The sequence below is a fragment of the Pseudomonas sp. App30 genome (genome assembly GCF_047947025.1).
GTDB lineage: Bacteria > Pseudomonadota > Gammaproteobacteria > Pseudomonadales > Pseudomonadaceae > Aquipseudomonas.
In genome coordinates, this window is the sequence record NZ_CP133165.1 from 4,985,883 (window position 1) to 5,001,918 (window position 16,036).

15 protein-coding genes are annotated in these 16,036 nt (G+C 63.7%); 12 read left to right on the forward strand and 3 right to left on the reverse strand.

Annotated elements, in window-relative coordinates; translation table 11 throughout:
• Positions 1–3 precede the first annotated feature (3 nt).
• The 5 genes from RAM80_RS23090 (at position 4) to RAM80_RS23110 (ending at position 5,519) form a co-directional block, all read left to right on the forward strand.
• On the forward strand, positions 4–645 hold the full coding sequence (locus RAM80_RS23090; RefSeq protein ID WP_416422732.1) for a YfgM family protein: 642 nt from the start codon (positions 4–6) through the stop codon (positions 643–645).
• Complete coding sequence (gene bamB / locus RAM80_RS23095; RefSeq protein WP_416422733.1) at positions 638–1,789, forward strand: outer membrane protein assembly factor BamB; 1,152 nt, start codon at positions 638–640, stop codon at positions 1,787–1,789. Before RAM80_RS23090 ends, bamB begins: the two co-directional genes overlap by 8 nt.
• 145 nt (positions 1,790–1,934) lie before the next feature.
• Positions 1,935–3,398: a ribosome biogenesis GTPase Der gene (gene der / locus RAM80_RS23100; RefSeq protein ID WP_416422734.1), complete on the forward strand. Its 1,464-nt coding sequence runs from the start codon at positions 1,935–1,937 to the stop codon at positions 3,396–3,398.
• A 193-nt stretch (positions 3,399–3,591) separates the two neighbouring features.
• A complete protein-coding gene (locus RAM80_RS23105) occupies positions 3,592–4,740 on the forward strand; it encodes a pyridoxal phosphate-dependent aminotransferase (RefSeq protein WP_416422735.1) in 1,149 nt (382 codons plus the stop codon).
• Entirely contained in the window at positions 4,728–5,519 is a 792-nt protein-coding gene (locus RAM80_RS23110; protein WP_416422736.1) for an amidohydrolase, read from the forward strand. Before RAM80_RS23105 ends, RAM80_RS23110 begins: the two co-directional genes overlap by 13 nt.
• Before the next feature lie 54 nt (positions 5,520–5,573).
• Here RAM80_RS23110 and leuA read toward each other — a convergent pair whose 3' ends face one another.
• A complete protein-coding gene (gene leuA / locus RAM80_RS23115) occupies positions 5,574–7,244 on the reverse strand; it encodes a 2-isopropylmalate synthase (protein WP_416422737.1) in 1,671 nt (556 codons plus the stop codon).
• 343 nt (positions 7,245–7,587) lie between these two features.
• Between leuA and RAM80_RS23120 the strand changes: the two genes are divergently transcribed.
• Positions 7,588–7,923 (forward strand): hypothetical protein, encoded by a 336-nt coding sequence (locus tag RAM80_RS23120; protein WP_416422738.1) that lies wholly within the window; start codon positions 7,588–7,590, stop codon positions 7,921–7,923.
• Between the two features lie 139 nt (positions 7,924–8,062).
• Here the strand turns inward: RAM80_RS23120 and RAM80_RS23125 are convergent, their stop codons facing one another.
• Complete coding sequence (locus RAM80_RS23125; RefSeq protein ID WP_416422739.1) at positions 8,063–8,887, reverse strand: peptidoglycan DD-metalloendopeptidase family protein; 825 nt, start codon at positions 8,885–8,887, stop codon at positions 8,063–8,065.
• A 3-nt stretch (positions 8,888–8,890) separates the two neighbouring features.
• Positions 8,891–10,270 carry an exodeoxyribonuclease VII large subunit gene (gene xseA, locus RAM80_RS23130; RefSeq protein ID WP_416422740.1) on the reverse strand — a complete coding sequence of 460 codons (1,380 nt, stop codon included), beginning with the start codon at positions 10,268–10,270 and terminating at the stop codon, positions 8,891–8,893.
• A gap of 164 nt (positions 10,271–10,434) precedes the next feature.
• Here xseA and RAM80_RS23135 point away from each other — a divergent pair, with 164 nt between their 5' ends.
• From RAM80_RS23135 to RAM80_RS23160, 6 genes are all read left to right on the forward strand, one after another.
• Positions 10,435–11,193, forward strand: a complete 759-nt coding sequence (locus RAM80_RS23135; protein ID WP_416422741.1) for a TSUP family transporter — start codon at positions 10,435–10,437, stop codon at positions 11,191–11,193.
• Between the two features lie 57 nt (positions 11,194–11,250).
• On the forward strand, positions 11,251–11,799 hold the full coding sequence (locus RAM80_RS23140) for a sugar ABC transporter ATPase (protein ID WP_416422742.1): 549 nt from the start codon (positions 11,251–11,253) through the stop codon (positions 11,797–11,799).
• A 95-nt stretch (positions 11,800–11,894) separates the two neighbouring features.
• A complete protein-coding gene (gene guaB / locus RAM80_RS23145; RefSeq protein WP_027978918.1) occupies positions 11,895–13,364 on the forward strand; it encodes an IMP dehydrogenase in 1,470 nt (489 codons plus the stop codon).
• A 105-nt stretch (positions 13,365–13,469) separates the two neighbouring features.
• Positions 13,470–15,047, forward strand: a complete 1,578-nt coding sequence (guaA, locus tag RAM80_RS23150; RefSeq protein ID WP_416422743.1) for a glutamine-hydrolyzing GMP synthase — start codon at positions 13,470–13,472, stop codon at positions 15,045–15,047.
• A 256-nt stretch (positions 15,048–15,303) separates the two neighbouring features.
• The gene (locus RAM80_RS23155; RefSeq protein WP_416422744.1) at positions 15,304–15,615 is read left to right on the forward strand and encodes a type II toxin-antitoxin system HigB family toxin; all 312 of its coding nucleotides are present in this window, start codon (positions 15,304–15,306) and stop codon (positions 15,613–15,615) included.
• 1 nt (position 15,616) lies between these two features.
• On the forward strand, positions 15,617–16,030 hold the full coding sequence (locus RAM80_RS23160; RefSeq protein ID WP_416422745.1) for a helix-turn-helix domain-containing protein: 414 nt from the start codon (positions 15,617–15,619) through the stop codon (positions 16,028–16,030).
• Positions 16,031–16,036 lie beyond the last annotated feature (6 nt).

Sequence of the window (16,036 nt, forward strand, 5' to 3'; positions counted from 1 at the left end):
GGGGTGTCGAGTACCGAAGATGAACAACTCGCCGAGTTGAAGGACTTTTGGCAGCGTAACGGCAAGCCTCTGGTCACCGGCGTGCTGCTGGCCCTGGTGGTGGTATTTGGCTGGCAGGCCTGGCACAAGTACCAGGCCAACCAGTCGCAAGGTGCGTCCAGCCTGTACCAGCAACTGCTGGAAACCGCGCTGAACCCTGCCGGCAAGCCTGATACCGCGCAGGTGGCGGACCTGGCCAACAAGCTCAAGACCGAGTACGGCAACAGCGAGTACGCGCAGTACGGCAGCCTGTTCGTGGCCAAGGTGGCCGTGGACGCCGGCAAGCTGGACGATGCCGCCACCGAGCTCAAGGCCGTGGTCGACAAGCCCAAGGACGCCATGCTGGGCGAGATCGCCCGTCAGCGCCTGGCTCAGGTACTGGCTGCGCAGAACAAGGCCGAAGACGCCCTGAAGCTGCTGGACGGCGACGCCGACAAGGCGTTCCTGGCCAGCCGCGAGGAACTCAAGGGTGACCTGCTGGTGCAGCTGGGCCGTACTGACGACGCGTATGCGGCGTACCAGAAGGCCAAGGCAGCCCTGTCCGATGAGGCAGCGGTGGGTGGCTTGCAAATCAAACTCGACGACCTGGCGAAAAAAGATGCGTGACGTGATCCGTTGGAAACATGCAGCATTGCTGGCTCTGGCCATTCTGGCCGCGGGTTGCAGCAGCAACAGCAAGAAGGAACTGCCTCCTGCCGAGCTGACCAAGTTCAAGGAAGAAGTGGTCCTGCACAAGGAGTGGAGTCGTTCGATCGGTGACGGTCAGGGCGAAACCTACAACATGCTGGTTCCAGCGATCGAGAACGACAGCATCTACGCCGCTGACGTGACCGGCGCGGTCATGGACCTGAACCGCCTGAACGGCGACGTGATCTGGAAGAAAGACCTCAACACCTCGGTGTCGGGCGCGGTCGGCGTCGGTTACGGCCTGGTCATGCTGGGCACCATCAGCGGTGAAGTCATCGCCCTTGACGCCACCAACGGTGAAGTCAAATGGCGCGCCAAGGTCGGCAGCGAAGTGCTCGCACCGCCTGCCAACAACGGCGACGTGGTAGTGGTGCAGACCCAGGACGACCGCCTGGTCGGCCTGGACGCCAGCACCGGCACCCAGCGCTGGATCTACGACAGCACGCCTGCGGTACTGACCCTGCGTGGCACCAGTGCCCCGCTGGTCACCAACCACCTGGCGGTGGCTGGCCTGTCCACCGGCAAGGTCGTTGCCCTGGACATCAGCAACGGTGTGCCGGTGTGGGAACAACGCATCGCCGTGCCGCAGGGCCGCTCGGAACTTGAGCGTGTCGTCGATATCGACGGCGGCCTGCTGCTGTCCGGTGGTACCCTGTACGTCGCCAGCTACCAGGGCCGCATGGCGGGCCTGGACCTGGAAAGCGGCCGTGTGCTGTGGCAGCGTGACGCTTCCAGCTACGCCGGCGTGGCCCAGGGCTTCGGCAGCGTCTACGTGGCGCTGGCTTCCGGCACCGTGGAAGGCGTCGACGAGCGAACCACCACCGCCCTGTGGAGCAACGACAAACTGGCCCGCCGCCAGCTGTCGGCACCCGAGGTGTTCTCCAGCTACGTGGCGGTAGGCGACTTCGAAGGCTACCTGCACCTGCTGAGCCAGGTCGACGGTCGCTTCGTTGGTCGTGAGAAAATTGACAGTGACGGCCTGCGCGCCCGTCCGCTGGTGGCCGGGAACATGATTTACGTGTTCGGCAACAGCGGCAAGCTCGAAGCCCTCACCATCAAGTAAGGCTTTGACTATGCTGGAGGTCAGTCATGGCCTCCAGCGGCCCCGCCCCAGGCAGGGGCCACGGCATGTTCGCATGCCGCCACGAACTCCGGCCGCTGCCTGCAGCGGCCTTTGTATTTTCTGAAATAACGCAGTGGAGAGCCTAATGGTTCCCGTAATCGCCCTGGTGGGCCGACCGAACGTCGGCAAGTCCACCATGTTCAACCGCCTGACCAAAAGCCGCGACGCCATCGTCGGCGACCTGTCTGGTCTTACCCGTGATCGCCAATACGGAGAGGCGCACTGGCAAGGGCGTTCCTATATCCTGATCGACACCGGCGGTATTTCCGGTGACGAGCACGGCATGGACGAAAAGATGGCCGAGCAGTCGCTGCTGGCCATCGAAGAAGCCGATGTGGTGCTGTTTCTGGTCGATGCCCGTGCCGGTTTCACCGCCGCCGACCAGATGATTGCCGAGCACCTGCGCAAGCGTAACAAGCGCTCCATCCTGGTGGCCAACAAGATCGACAACATCGATCCGGAAATGGCCCGCGCCGAATTCGCCCCGCTGGGCATGGGCCACGCCATCGGCGTCGCCGGTGCCCAGGGCCGCGGCGTGAACACCCTGCTGGAAGCCGCCCTGGGCGAATTCCCGCGTGATGTGGAAGAGGAAGACCTGGCCGAAGGCGTCGCCGAAGGCGAAGAACAGGTGCGCATTCCTGGCCCGAGCGAGAAGGATGGCATCAAGATCGCCATCATCGGCCGGCCAAACGTGGGCAAGTCGACCCTGGTCAACCGCATGCTCGGCGAAGAGCGGGTAATCGTCTACGATCAGCCCGGCACCACCCGTGACAGCATCTACATCCCGTTCGAGCGCAACGACGAGAAGTACACCTTCATCGACACTGCCGGTGTGCGCAAGCGCGGCAAGATCCATGAAGAAGTCGAGAAGTTCTCGGTGGTCAAGACGCTGCAGGCCATCAAGGATGCCAACGTCGTGATCTTCGTCATGGACGCCCGTGAAGGCGTGGTGGACCATGACCTGAACCTGTTGGGCTTCGCCCTGGAGTCGGGCCGCGCCATCGTCATCGCCCTGAACAAGTGGGACGGCATGCAGCCGAGCGAGCGCGACTACGTGAAGACCGAGCTGGAGCGCCGGCTGTTCTTCGTCGACTTCGCCGACATCCACTTCATCTCGGCGCTGCACGGCACTGGCGTGGGCAACCTGTACGGTTCGGTGCAGGCCTCGTTCAAGTCGGCGATCACTCGCTGGCCGACCAGCCGCCTGACCCAGATCCTCGAGGACGCGGTGCAGGAGCACCAGCCGCCAATGGTCAACAGCCGCCGCATCAAGCTGCGCTATGCCCACCTGGGTGGTGCCAACCCGCCGCTGATCGTGATCCACGGCAACCAGGTGGAGAAGGTGCCGAACAGCTACGTTCGCTACCTGGAAAACACCTACCGCCGCGTCCTGAAGCTGGTCGGCACGCCGATCCGCATCGAGTTCAAGGGCAGCGACAACCCGTACGAAGGCAACAAGAACACGCTGACCGACCGCCAGGTCAACAAGAAGCGCCGCTTGATGTCGCACCACAAGAAAGCCGACAAGAAACGCCGCGACAAGCGCTGATTCCCCGGTTTTCGCGATACCTGTAGCCGCTGCCGCCAGGCTGCGCTGGCCCTGTTCTGCACTGGAGATCTCCAGGGAACTCAAGGGCCAGCGGAGCCTGGCGGCAGCGGCTACGGCGTTTTGATCTGTACTGGTTTTCCCGCTGTTCGTTGGGCTATCCTGCTGGGCTCCCCAGCTGTCAGGGATAGGCCCGATGATCACCAGCAAGCTGCCGAATGTCGGCACGACCATCTTCACCACCATGTCCCAGCTCGCCGCCGAAACCGGCGCGCTCAACCTGTCCCAAGGTTTCCCCGACTACGACGGCCCCCAGGGCCTGCGTGATGCCGTGGTGCGGCATATCAACGCTGGCCACAACCAGTACGCGCCCATGACCGGGCTGCCGGCCCTGCGCGAGCAGGTGGCGGCCAAGGTGCTGCGCCAGTACGGCGCGCGCGTGAGCGCCGACACTGAAGTCACCATCACCCCAGGTGCCACCGAGGCGATCTTCTGCGCGGTGCAGGCCGTGGTGCGTGCCGGTGACGAGGTCATCGTCTTCGACCCCTGCTACGACAGCTACGAGCCCTCCGTGGAGTTGGCTGGCGGCCACTGCGTGCATGTGCAGCTCGACCCCAGGGATTTTTCCATCGACTGGCAGCAGCTCAGCGATGCCCTGAGCCCGCGCACGCGGATGATCATCCTCAACAGCCCGCACAACCCCAGCGGCGCGCTGATCAGCGCCGCCGAGCTGGACCAGCTGGCGCAACTGATCGAAGGTCGCGATATCTACCTGATCAGTGATGAAGTGTATGAACACCTGGTCTACGATGGGGTCAGACATGCCAGCGTGCTGGCCAACGAAGCGCTCTATTCCAGGGCTTTCGTGGTCAGCTCGTTCGGCAAGACCTACCACGTCACCGGCTGGAAGACCGGTTACGTGATTGCCCCGCCGGCCTTGAGCGCGGAACTGCGCAAGGTCCACCAGTACGTCAACTTCTGCGGGGTCACCCCGTTGCAATGGGCGCTGGCGGACTACATGGCGGCCTGCCCCGAGCATGTTGAAGAACTGCCCGGGTTCTACCAGGCCAAGCGTGACCTGTTCTGCGACCTGCTGGCAGGGTCGCGGTTCAGCTTCACCCGGGTGGCAGGCACGTATTTCCAGCTGGTGGATTACTCGCAGATCCGCCCCGACTTGAACGATGTCGACATGGCTCTGTGGATGACCCGCGAGCACGGCGTGGCGACTATTCCGGTGTCGGTGTTCTACCAGACACCCATCCCGGAACAGCGCCTGGTACGCCTGTGTTTCGCCAAACGCGAGGAGACGCTGCGGGAAGCGGCGAAGAAACTATGCGTGATTTGAGTACGCTGGCGAACCTGAACCTGGCCCTGGTGCAGACCACCCTGGCCTGGCACGACCGCACAGCCAATTTCGAGCACTTCGAGGCCCTGCTGGAGCAGGCCCGCGGTGCGCACCTGATCATTCTGCCGGAGATGTTCACCACCGGCTTTTCCATGGACTCGGCCAGCTTGTGCGAGCCTGAGCACGGCCCCACCAGCAAGTGGCTGCGTGCCCAGGCCGTGCGCTTGAACGCGGTGGTGACGGGCAGCGTGATCATCCAGGCGGCTGACGGCAGCCATCGCAACCGCCTGCTGTGGGCGCGGCCCGATGGCGAGCTGCTGCATTACGATAAGCGCCACCTGTTCCGCATGGCCGGCGAGCACAAGCACTACACCCCCGGCGAGCGCCAGGTGCAGTTCGAGCTGAACGGCTGGCGCATTCGCCCGCTGATCTGCTACGACCTGCGTTTCCCGGTGTGGAGCCGCGACGCCCAGGACACCGACCTGCTGCTGTACACCGCGAACTGGCCTGGCGCGCGCCGCCTGCACTGGAACCGGCTGCTGCCGGCGCGTGCCATCGAGAACCTGTGCTACGTGGCGGCGGTGAACCGCGTGGGCACCGATGGCAAGGGCTTCGCCTACACCGGCGACAGCCAGGTGTTGGACTTCCAGGGCGAGAGCCTGCTGAGCGCGGGGGAGGCCGATGGCGTGTTCCACGTGTCCTTGAGCGCCGCCGAGCTGGCCGCCTACCGCACGCGCTTCCCGGCGCACCTGGATGCCGACACCTTCACGTTGTCCTGATTTCGCCCATAAAAAAACCGGCCACCTGGGCCGGTTTTTTTATGGGTGGAAGGCTTACGCCGCCTTCGCTTCCTGCTGGCTCAACGAGCGGTTCAGCGCGCTGAACAGGGCCTTGAAGCTGGCCGTGGTGATGTTCTCATCCACGCCCACCCCGTGCACCGCACGGCCACCGGCCACGCGCAGCTCGATGTAGGCGGCTGCCTTGGCGTTGGTGCCGGCGCCGATGGCGTGTTCGTTGTAGTCCATGATCTCGACCGGTACCGGCATGGCCGAGGCCAGGGCTTCCAGGGCGCCGTTGCCCTTGCCGCGCCAGTGCACGGTCTCGCCGTCGCTGTGCACTTCGACGTCGACCTTGCTGTTGCCGTTCTCTTCCTGCAGGCGGTGGCTGACCAGCGCGTACGGGGCGTTGGCTTGCAGGTATTCCTTGTGCAGCAGCGCGTAGATCTGCTGGGCCGTCATTTCCAGGCCCAGGCGGTCGGTTTCACCCTGTACCACCTGGCTGAACTCGATCTGCATGCGGCGCGGCAGGCTGATGCCGTATTCCTGTTCCAGCAGGTAGGTGATGCCGCCCTTGCCCGACTGGCTGTTGACGCGGATGACCGCCTCGTAGCTGCGGCCGATGTCGGCCGGGTCGATCGGCAGGTAAGGCACTTCCCACACGGCGTCGTCCTTCTGCTGGGCGAACCCCTTGCGGATGGCGTCCTGGTGCGAGCCGGAGAACGCGGTGTGAACCAGGTCGCCGACGTACGGGTGACGTGGGTGCACCGGGATCTGGTTGCACTCTTCGACCACCTTGCGCACGCCGTCGATGTCGGAGAAGTCCAATTCCGGGTCCACGCCCTGGGTGTAGAGGTTCAGGGCCAGGGTCACCAGGTCGACGTTGCCGGTGCGCTCGCCGTTGCCGAACAGGCAGCCTTCGACGCGGTCGGCGCCGGCCATCAGGCCCAGCTCGGTGGCGGCCACGCCAGTGCCACGGTCGTTGTGGGTGTGCAGGCTGATGATCACGCTATCACGGCGCGACACGTTGCGGCCGAACCATTCGATCTGGTCGGCGTAGATGTTCGGGGTGCTGACTTCAACGGTGGCTGGCAGGTTGAGGATGATCTTGTGCTCGGGCGTCGGGTTCCACACCTCGATCACCGCGTCACAGACTTCCTTGGCGAATTCCAGTTCGGTGGCGCTGAAGGTTTCCGGCGAGTACTGGAAGGTCCACTGGGTTTCCGGCTGCTGGGCCGCGTATTTGACGAACAGCTTGGCCGCGTTTACCGCGATGTCCTTCACGCCCTGCTTGTCCTGGTTGAAGACGATCTTGCGGAAGGACGGCGAGGTGGCGTTGTACAGGTGGACGATGGCCTTCCTGGCGCCTTTCAGCGACTCGAACGTACGTGCGATCAGGTCTTCGCGGGCCTGGGTCAGCACCTGGATGGTGGTGTCTTCCGGGATGTGATTGTCTTCGATCAGGGTGCGAACGAAGTCGAAATCGGTTTGCGAGGCCGAGGGGAACGACGCCTCGATCTCTTTCACGCCCACGCTAACCAGGGTCTTCCAGAAGCGCAGCTTCTTCGCCGAGTCCATCGGCTCGATCAGCGACTGGTTGCCGTCGCGCAGGTCCGAGCTGCACCAGATAGGCGCGGTGGTGATGGTCTGGTTCGGCCAGGTGCGGTCAGGCAGGTTGACCTGGGCGAAGGCGCGGTATTTCGAAGACGGGTCTTTGAGCATGGTCATGATGGGCAATCCTTGTTGTGCGGCCTTGAAAAGGGCCTGCCGGCTAAAACTGAAAGAGAAGGGCGAGGCGACGCGATTCAGCGTGGCAGTCGTGCACTGACCAGGCTTAGGCAGCGGTGTTGACGAAGGAGAATGAGGGTGTGAAGAGTTTTCATGCCTTCAACCCTAACCATTGCGGCAGGGGATGGCAAGCATCTGTAAAACTTTGAGATAACTTATCTCTGCTGGCTTTTTTGTGGTTTTTTGTGCTCGATAATCGGTTTTTTTTGATTGAAAATTGTTGCTGTGATTCGGCGCGCGCAATCTCGTATATTGGCTTGGTCAAGCAATGCGGAGCTGAGTCATGACGGAAGCTGAGTGGAAACTGTGGAGTCGATATCGCCCATTGGCCGTTGAGCGCCTGTATGAGCGGCTACGGCGCCAGATGATGGCGGCGGCCAAGGATGACTCGGTGCCGGCGCGGGAGCATTTTCAGACTGTTCGAAACCTTTGCAATCAGGGTAACGAGGAGGTGGTGCGGGTGTTCGATAACTTTCCCCATTCGCGAGGACATGCCTCTATTGGTCTCCAGGCGGCTTATGTGAGGGGGCTGGTTACCGAGGAGGAGGTGGCATCATTCAGCGAAGAAACGCAGGCGAAGTTGAGGGAAGCGTCGAAGTATTTCAACAGGGCGGGCTAACTCGCTCCTGTAGCAGCTGCCGAAGGCGGCGTCGCAGGCAACGCATGGCTTCTGACGCACCGCGCCGCCTGGGGCGCAGCCTTCGGCAGCTGCTACGGTGGGAGCAAAGGGGGGCAGGCTCGACAGCGCGCTACAGCTATCAGGGTTGGAACGCGCCGATGAAGATGGCGGGGTCCACGCGGGCATCGTTGAGGCTGACGTTCCAGTGCATGTGCGGCCCCGTCGCCCGCCCGGTCATGCCCACGCGGCCGACCACAGCGCCGCGCGCCAGGTCCTGGCCCACCTTCACGTCGATCTTCGACATGTGGCAGAACATGCTGATAAACCCTTGCCCGTGGTCGACGAACACGGTGTTGCCGTTGAAGAAGTAGTTGCCCACCAGGATGACCTTGCCTGCGGCCGGGGTCTTGATCGGTGTGCCGGCGGGCACCGCGAAGTCCAGCCCGGCATGGGGGTTGCGCTCTTCGCCATTGAAGAACCGGCGCACGCCGAAGCGGCTCGACAGCGGCCCGTTCACCGGCTTGTCCAGCAGCAGGTTGCTGGGCGTGCCGGGGCTGAAGCTGCGGTAGGCCTTGAGCTGTTCGGCCAGTTCCACCTCGAAGCGTTTCAGGTCGGCCGGGTTGGGGTTGACCTGGCGGTTGTTCTTCAAGGTGATGTGCTGCTCGGGGTAGTGCTTGCTGCCCACCACGAAGCCCAGGCTGCGCTGGTCGGCGGTGGTGATGCGCGCCGGGCCCGGCTTCTGGGTCAGCGGCAGGCCGACGATGGCGCGCCAGTTCTGCTGCTCGCGCACCACCAGCACCGGCTTGCCGTCGAAGAACGCCTTGGGCGCCTGGGCGCCGCTGCCCAGGTCGATCACGGCCACGCCGCCGGGCACCGGCTTGTTCAGCAGGCGGGTCAGGTAGCTGTCGGCCTGGGCGGTGAAGGTCAGGCACAGCAACAGCAGGGCGGTCAGCAGGCGCGGCATGGTTCAGTCCAGGAGCGAGAGGGTGACCGGGGTCAGGTGGTTGTCTTCGACCCGCACCTGCAGCTCGCCTTCGCCCAGCTTGGCGGTCAGGCGCTGGCCGGTACGGGTCTGGTCGGCGCGGCGCACGGCCTGGCCGCGTTCGTCCAGCAGAATGCTGTAGCCGCGGCTGAGGGTAGCCAGCGGGCTGACGATGTGCAGGGTCTGCATCTGGTTGTTGAGCTGCACGCGGCGGGCCTTGAGGCCGTCGCGCATGGCTCGCGGCAGGCGTTCGGCCAGGCCTTCGATGCGCTGGCGCAGCATGGCCAGGGTGCGCCCCGGGTGTTGCCCGGCCAGGCGCGTTTCCAGCTGCGCCAGGCGATGCCGGCGCAGGTTCAGGCGCTGCTCGAAGGCGCGGCGCAGGCGCATGTCCAGGTCGTCCAGGCGCTGGGCCTGCTGGCGCAGCCGTTCGCCGGGGTGGCGCAGGCGCTTGGTCAGGCCGTCCAGGCGCAGGCGGTCGTGGGCCAGGCGGTTCTGGATGCGCATCAGCAGGCGGCGTTGCAGGCTTTCCAGACGGCGTTGCAGGTCGCTGCTGTCGGGTGCCAGCAGCTCGGCAGCGGCCGACGGCGTGGGCGCGCGCACGTCGGCGACGAAGTCACTGATGGAGACGTCGGTTTCATGGCCTACGGCGCTGACGATCGGCGTGACGCAGGCGGCGATGGCACGGGCCACCGCCTCTTCGTTGAAGCACCAGAGGTCTTCCAGCGAGCCACCGCCACGGGCCAGGATAATGGCGTCGAAGCCGCCGGCATCGGCCAGGCGGATACCGCGCACGATCTGGTTGATGGCCTCGCGGCCTTGCACGGCGGTGGGGACCAGCGTCAGTTCGACCTGCGGCGCGCGGCGGCGGAACACGCTGATGATGTCGCGGATCACCGCGCCGGTGGGCGAGCTGACGATGCCGATGCGCTGCGGGTGGGCGGGCAGGGCGACCTTGCGTTCGCTGCTGAACAGGCCTTCGCCGCTGAGTTTTTCCTTCAGCGCGTCGAACGCCAGGCGCAGGGCGCCGTCGCCGGCCGGCTCCACCGTGTCGAGGATCAGCTGGTAGTCACCACGGCCCTCGAACAGCGAGACCTTGCCGCGCACCTTCACCGCCAGCCCGTCCTTCAGCGCCTGGCGCACGCGCTGGGCGTTCTGGCGGAACAGCGCGCAGCGCACCTGGGCGCCGCTGTCCTTGAGGGTGAAGTAGACGTGGCCGGACGCCGGGCGGGCGAGGTTGGAGATCTCGCCTTCCACCCAGATGCTGCTGAACACGTCTTCAAGCAGCACGCGCGCGCGGCCGTTGAGCTGGCTGACAGTGAGGACCTCGCGGTCCAGGCCGAGTACGGCAAAGGGGTCTTTGTTCATGGCGGGCATCATAAGGCCAATACGCCGCCGGAGCCATGCCCCCGTAGCAGCTGCCGCAGGCTGCGTCCCCGGCCCACGCGATACCCCTGGCATACGGCGGTGCCTGTGACGCGGCCTGGGGGCCGCTGCTACGATGATGCACCACCAAGGAGAGGGGATAGCTGATGGAGTTGCTGAGCGCCTTGCCGTTTACCGGGCTGGACTGGGGTTGCATGTTGCTGGGCGTCGCGGTTGCCTATGTCGTGTTCGGCATCGCCGGCTTCGGCACCGCGCTGGTGGCCGGGCCGGTGTTGATCTGCTTCATGCCCCTGGCGCGGATCATCCCGTTGCTGGTGCTGCTGGATTTCATCGCCGCGTTCGGCAACCTGCTGCCGTCGCGCAAGGCGGTGGCCGGCGCCGAGTTGAAGCGCCTGCTGCCGTGTATGGCGGTGGGCTGTACCGTTGGCGTGGTGTTCCTGCTCAACCTGCAATCGCGCTTGTTGCTGCTGTTGATGGGCGTGTTCATCACGGCCTACGCCCTGTACGGGTTGCTGGTGAAGCGGCGGCCCGCCAGCTTGCGGGCCATCTGGGCGTTGCCCATGGGGTTGGTGGGTGGGCTGTTCGGTGCACTGTTCGGCAGCGGCGGCTTTCTATACGCCATTTATCTGAACGCGCGCCTTGAAAAGGAACCGGCCCGCGCCACCCAGAGCGCGCTGATCAGTTGCAGCACGGTGGTGCGCCTGAGCCTGTTCGTGATCGCTGGCGTCTACACCGACGGCGCCCTGCTGGTGCTGGGCGCAGCCTTGTTGCCGGCCATGGCCCTGGGGCTGTGGATCGGCCGGCGGGTAACCATGGGCCTGTCCCGCGAAGCCTTCGTGCGCCTGGTGAACTGGCTGGTGCTGGCCAGCGGCGTCGCGCTGATCGGTCGCTACCTGGGCGCTTGACCTGCGCCCCCATGGCTTTATGCTGCGCGGATTCACGCCACACGCAGGTCTGCCTCCATGAGTTCGCAAAGTATTATCGTCCCGTTGATTTCCAGTTTTCCCGGGCGCGAAGGCAAGGCCCGGCGGGTGCTGCGCTGGTTGTGGCAGAAAAACATCATCGAAGAACAGCTGACCACCTGCGGCCGCACCGGCAACGGCATGGGCTACGCCATCGGCCCGGGCGCCCGCAACGTGGTCGAGCGCCCCGAGCTGCTGCCCTACGGCCAGCAGGTCAACGGCCTGGAGCTGGTGACCAAGCGCTGCATCTTCACCCCCACTAAAAATTTCAAGGAAGAGGCCGGCTGCCCCGAGTGCCGCCAGGAAATCGGCGAGGCGCTGTTCGACAGCCTGGAAGAATGGATGCCCGGCCACACCGACAACTTCATGTGCCCCGAATGCCGCCATGAAGACGACATCAACGGCTTCCTGTTCCTCGACCCCTGCGCGTTTTCCAACCTGGGCTTCATCTTCAACGGCTGGGCCGACGCGCGGTTCAAGCCCGAATTTCTCTTCGAGTTCGGCGAGCGCCTGGAACGCAAGGTGCGCGTGGTACGCGTCGATCTTTAGGGTGCGACGCAATTGCCCTGATGTTTACATTGAGCATCGGGGCATGTATGAGTATAATGGCGCGCTTCCATTTTTCCCGCTCGGGAGCCCCCGCGATGCTGCGTATCAGCCAAGAAGCACTGACCTTCGACGACATTCTCCTCGTACCCGGTTATTCCGAAGTACTGCCCAATGAAGTCAGCCTGAAGACCCGTTTGACCCGTGGCATCGAGCTGAATATTCCCCTGGTCTCCGCCGCCATGGACACCGTTACCGAAGCCCGTCTGGCCATTGCCATGGCCCAGGAAGGCGGTATCGGCATCATCCACAAGAACATGACCATCGAGCAGCAAGCTGCCGAAGTGCGCAAGGTCAAGAAGTTCGAGGCCGGCGTGGTCAAGGACCCGATCACCATCGAGGCTGACGCCACCGTCCGTGACCTGTTCGAGCTGACCCGTCAGCACAACATCTCCGGCGTACCGGTGCTGCACGACGGCGACCTGGTCGGCATCGTCACTTCCCGTGACGTGCGTTTCGAAACTCGCCTGGAAGCCACCGTTCGCGAAGTGATGACGCCTAAAGAGCGCCTGGTCACCGTGCGCGAAGGCGCCGACAAGAACGAAGTGCGCGAGCTGCTGCACAAGCATCGCCTGGAAAAAGTCCTGATCGTGGACGACAAGTTCCAGCTCAAGGGCATGATGACCGTCAAGGACATCGAGAAGGCCAAGGCCTACCCGCTGGCCAGCAAGGACGACCAGGCCCGCCTGCGCGTCGGCGCGGCCGTCGGCACTGGCAAGGACACCGGCGAGCGCGTTGCTGCCCTGGTAGCCGCCGGCGTTGACGTGGTGGTGGTCGACACCGCCCACGGTCACTCCAAGGGTGTGATCGACCGCGTGCGCTGGGTCAAGGACAACTACCCGCAGGTGCAGGTCATCGGTGGCAACATCGCCACTGGCGCTGCCGCCAAGGCCCTGGTTGAAGCCGGCGCAGACGCCGTCAAGGTCGGTATCGGCCCTGGCTCCATCTGCACCACCCGTATCGTCGCCGGTGTAGGCGTGCCGCAAATCAGCGCCATCGCCAACGTCGCCGCCGCCCTGGAAGGTTCGGGCGTGCCGCTGATCGCCGACGGCGGCATCCGCTTCTCCGGTGACCTGTCCAAGGCCATCGTCGCGGGCGCCTCGTGCGTGATGATGGGTTCGATGTTCGCCGGTACCGAAGAAGCCCCGGGCGAGATCGAGCTGTTCCAGGGCCGTTCGTACAAGGCTTACCGCGGCATGGGTTCGCTGGGCGCCATGTCCCAGGCCCAGGGCTCGAGCGACCGTTACTTCCAGGATTCGGCCGCTGGCGCCGAGAAGCTGGTACCCGAAGGCATCGAAGGCCGCGTGCCGTACAAAGGCACCCTGACCGCCATCATCCACCAGCTGATGGGTGGCCTGCGTTCCTCCATGGGTTACACCGGCAGCGCCAACATCGAAGAAATGCGCACCAAGCCTGAATTCGTGCGCATCACCGGTGCCGGCATGGCCGAATCTCACGTCCACGACGTGCAGATCACCAAGGAAGCGCCGAACTATCGCGTAGGTTGACCTCAAGCGCCCGCGGCCACCGCCCCGGGCGCTTGCTGAATTTTTAGGCGGGGCTGTTCATTGCAGCCCCGTGTTGTTTCCGATTACCACTGACGAGAACTAGTCATGGCCCTCGACATTCACGCCCACCGAATCCTGATTCTGGACTTCGGTTCCCAGTACACCCAGCTGATCGCCCGTCGCGTGCGCGAAATCGGCGTGTACTGCGAGCTGCACCCCTTCGACATGGACGACGAAGCGATTCGCGAATTCGCCCCGCGCGGCATCATCCTGGCCGGCGGCCCGGAATCCGTGCACGAAGCCAACAGCCCGCGTGCACCGCAAGCGGTGTGGGACCTGGGTGTGCCGGTGTTCGGCATCTGCTACGGCATGCAGACCATGGCCGAGCAACTGGGCGGCAAGGTCGAAGGTTCCGACCTGCGTGAATTCGGCTACGCCCGTGTCGACGTGGTCGGCAAGAGCCGTATCCTCGACGGTATCGAAGACCACGTCGACGCCGACGGCGTGTTCGGCCTGGACGTGTGGATGAGCCACGGTGACAAGGTCACCAAGATCCCGGAAGGCTTCCACGTGCTGGCCAGCACCCCTAGCTGCCCGATCGCCGGCATGGTCGACGACGCCCGCGGCTACTACGGCGTGCAGTTCCACCCGGAAGTGACCCACACCAAGCAAGGCGGTCGCATCCTGTCGCGCTTCATCCTCGACATCTGCGAATGTGAAGCCCTGTGGACCCCGTCGAAGATCGCCGAAGACGCCATCGCCAACATCCGCGCCCAGGTCGGCACCGACAACGTCCTGCTGGGCCTGTCCGGCGGTGTTGACTCGTCCGTGGTTGCGGCCCTGCTGCACAAGGCCATCGGCGACCAGCTGACTTGCGTGTTCGTCGACAACGGCCTGCTGCGCCTGCACGAAGGCGAGCAAGTGATGGCCATGTTCGCCGAGAACATGGGCGTCAAGGTGATCCGCGCCAACGCCGAAGACCAGTTCCTGAACAACCTGGCCGGCGAAGCCGACCCGGAGAAGAAGCGCAAGATCATCGGCCGCACCTTCATCGACGTGTTCGATGCCGAGTCCTGCAAGCTGGAAAACATCAAGTACCTGGCCCAGGGCACCATCTACCCCGACGTGATCGAGTCGGCTGGCGCCAAGAGCGGCAAGGCCCACGTGATCAAGTCGCACCACAACGTGGGTGGCCTGCCTGAGGAAATGAACCTCAAACTGGTCGAGCCGCTGCGTGAGCTGTTCAAGGACGAAGTCCGCCGTCTGGGCCTGGAACTGGGCCTGCCGTACGACATGGTCTACCGTCACCCGTTCCCGGGCCCGGGCCTGGGCGTGCGCATCCTGGGTGAGGTGAAGAAGGAATACGCCGACCTGCTGCGTCGCGCCGACCACATCTTCATCGAAGAACTGCGCAAGGCCGACTGGTACCACAAGGTCAGCCAGGCCTTCGTGGTGTTCCAGCCGGTGAAATCGGTAGGCGTGGTCGGCGACGGCCGTCGTTACGCCTGGGTCGTGGCGCTGCGCGCCGTGGAAACCATCGACTTCATGACCGCACGTTGGGCGCACCTGCCTTACGAGCTGCTGGAAACCGTCAGCGGCCGCATCATCAACGAAATCGAAGGCATTTCGCGCGTCACTTACGACGTGTCGAGCAAGCCGCCTGCGACGATCGAGTGGGAATGATGCGGTTGGCCTGAGGGCCGATGGCAGTAAATGAAAACCGCCCGGGGCTTTGGCCCCGGGCGGTTTTTTTACGGAAGCAGGTAATGCCCGAATGTCCCGGAGCGTCCGCCATATTTCGTGACGATTACGCGATGTTCGAGGATGGGGGGAACGTATCCTTGGCGGTGGACGCGCTTTGCAGGGAGGCAGAGGGTGATCCATTGCGGTTGACAAAATGTCAACTATTCGCCATCCTAGTAAGGACACTCGCTCGACTATGCATGTGATTTCCAAGAAGCCGTTCGATGACGCCTGCAAGGCATTCCCCAATCAGGCGGATGCCATTGCGCGAACCTACAAAGCGCTGCGCGCTGGCGATTTCGATACGCCCACCCAGCTTCGATGCGCTTTCCCGTCCCTGGATAATTTTCGTTACCGGGACAAATGGTGGGTTATCGATATTGGCGGCAACACCCTTCGAATGATCTCATTCATAGCCTTTCGGGATAATCGAATGTACGTAAAGCACATCGTCCCCCATGGCGAATACGACAAGCTGTGCAATCGCTACCGGCAGGAGCGCGAATAAAATGGATATTTCGGTAATCAAGGAGCGGGCCCGTGCCCTGCTTGAAGGTGCATCGTTCATCGGCCATATAAGTGACGACGCTGACTACAGCCAGGCGTTGGCGCTGATGGACCAGTTGGTAGATGACTACGATGCCAATCGGATCTTGATCGAGATTCTGTCCAATTCCATCGAGCGCTGGGAGCGTGAGTCGCCGGCCTTTGAAAGCTTTGATGCCAAGGTCGCTCAAATGAATGGTGTCGACGTCTTGAAGCTGCTCATGGAACAACACCACCTCGGCGTGGCTGATTTGCCTGAGATCGGCAGCAAATCGCTGGTGTCGAAGATTCTCAATGGTCGCGGTCGCAACCTCACGAAGGATCACATCGATGCGCTGAGCAAGCGATTCTCGGTGAGCCCGGCGATTTTCTTCTGATCTTCT

Coding starts and splice junctions, on each gene's coding strand:
- bamB (WP_416422733.1), top strand. CDS start 638: ATGCGTGACGTGATCCGTTGGAAACATGCAGCATTGCTGGCTCTGGCC.
- der (WP_416422734.1), top strand. CDS start 1,935: ATGGTTCCCGTAATCGCCCTGGTGGGCCGACCGAACGTCGGCAAGTCC.
- RAM80_RS23105 (WP_416422735.1), top strand. CDS start 3,592: ATGATCACCAGCAAGCTGCCGAATGTCGGCACGACCATCTTCACCACC.
- RAM80_RS23110 (WP_416422736.1), top strand. CDS start 4,728: ATGCGTGATTTGAGTACGCTGGCGAACCTGAACCTGGCCCTGGTGCAG.
- leuA (WP_416422737.1), bottom strand. CDS start 7,244: ATGACCATGCTCAAAGACCCGTCTTCGAAATACCGCGCCTTCGCCCAG.
- RAM80_RS23120 (WP_416422738.1), top strand. CDS start 7,588: ATGACGGAAGCTGAGTGGAAACTGTGGAGTCGATATCGCCCATTGGCC.
- RAM80_RS23125 (WP_416422739.1), bottom strand. CDS start 8,887: ATGCCGCGCCTGCTGACCGCCCTGCTGTTGCTGTGCCTGACCTTCACC.
- xseA (WP_416422740.1), bottom strand. CDS start 10,270: ATGAACAAAGACCCCTTTGCCGTACTCGGCCTGGACCGCGAGGTCCTC.
- RAM80_RS23135 (WP_416422741.1), top strand. CDS start 10,435: ATGGAGTTGCTGAGCGCCTTGCCGTTTACCGGGCTGGACTGGGGTTGC.
- RAM80_RS23140 (WP_416422742.1), top strand. CDS start 11,251: ATGAGTTCGCAAAGTATTATCGTCCCGTTGATTTCCAGTTTTCCCGGG.
- guaB (WP_027978918.1), top strand. CDS start 11,895: ATGCTGCGTATCAGCCAAGAAGCACTGACCTTCGACGACATTCTCCTC.
- guaA (WP_416422743.1), top strand. CDS start 13,470: ATGGCCCTCGACATTCACGCCCACCGAATCCTGATTCTGGACTTCGGT.
- RAM80_RS23155 (WP_416422744.1), top strand. CDS start 15,304: ATGCATGTGATTTCCAAGAAGCCGTTCGATGACGCCTGCAAGGCATTC.
- RAM80_RS23160 (WP_416422745.1), top strand. CDS start 15,617: ATGGATATTTCGGTAATCAAGGAGCGGGCCCGTGCCCTGCTTGAAGGT.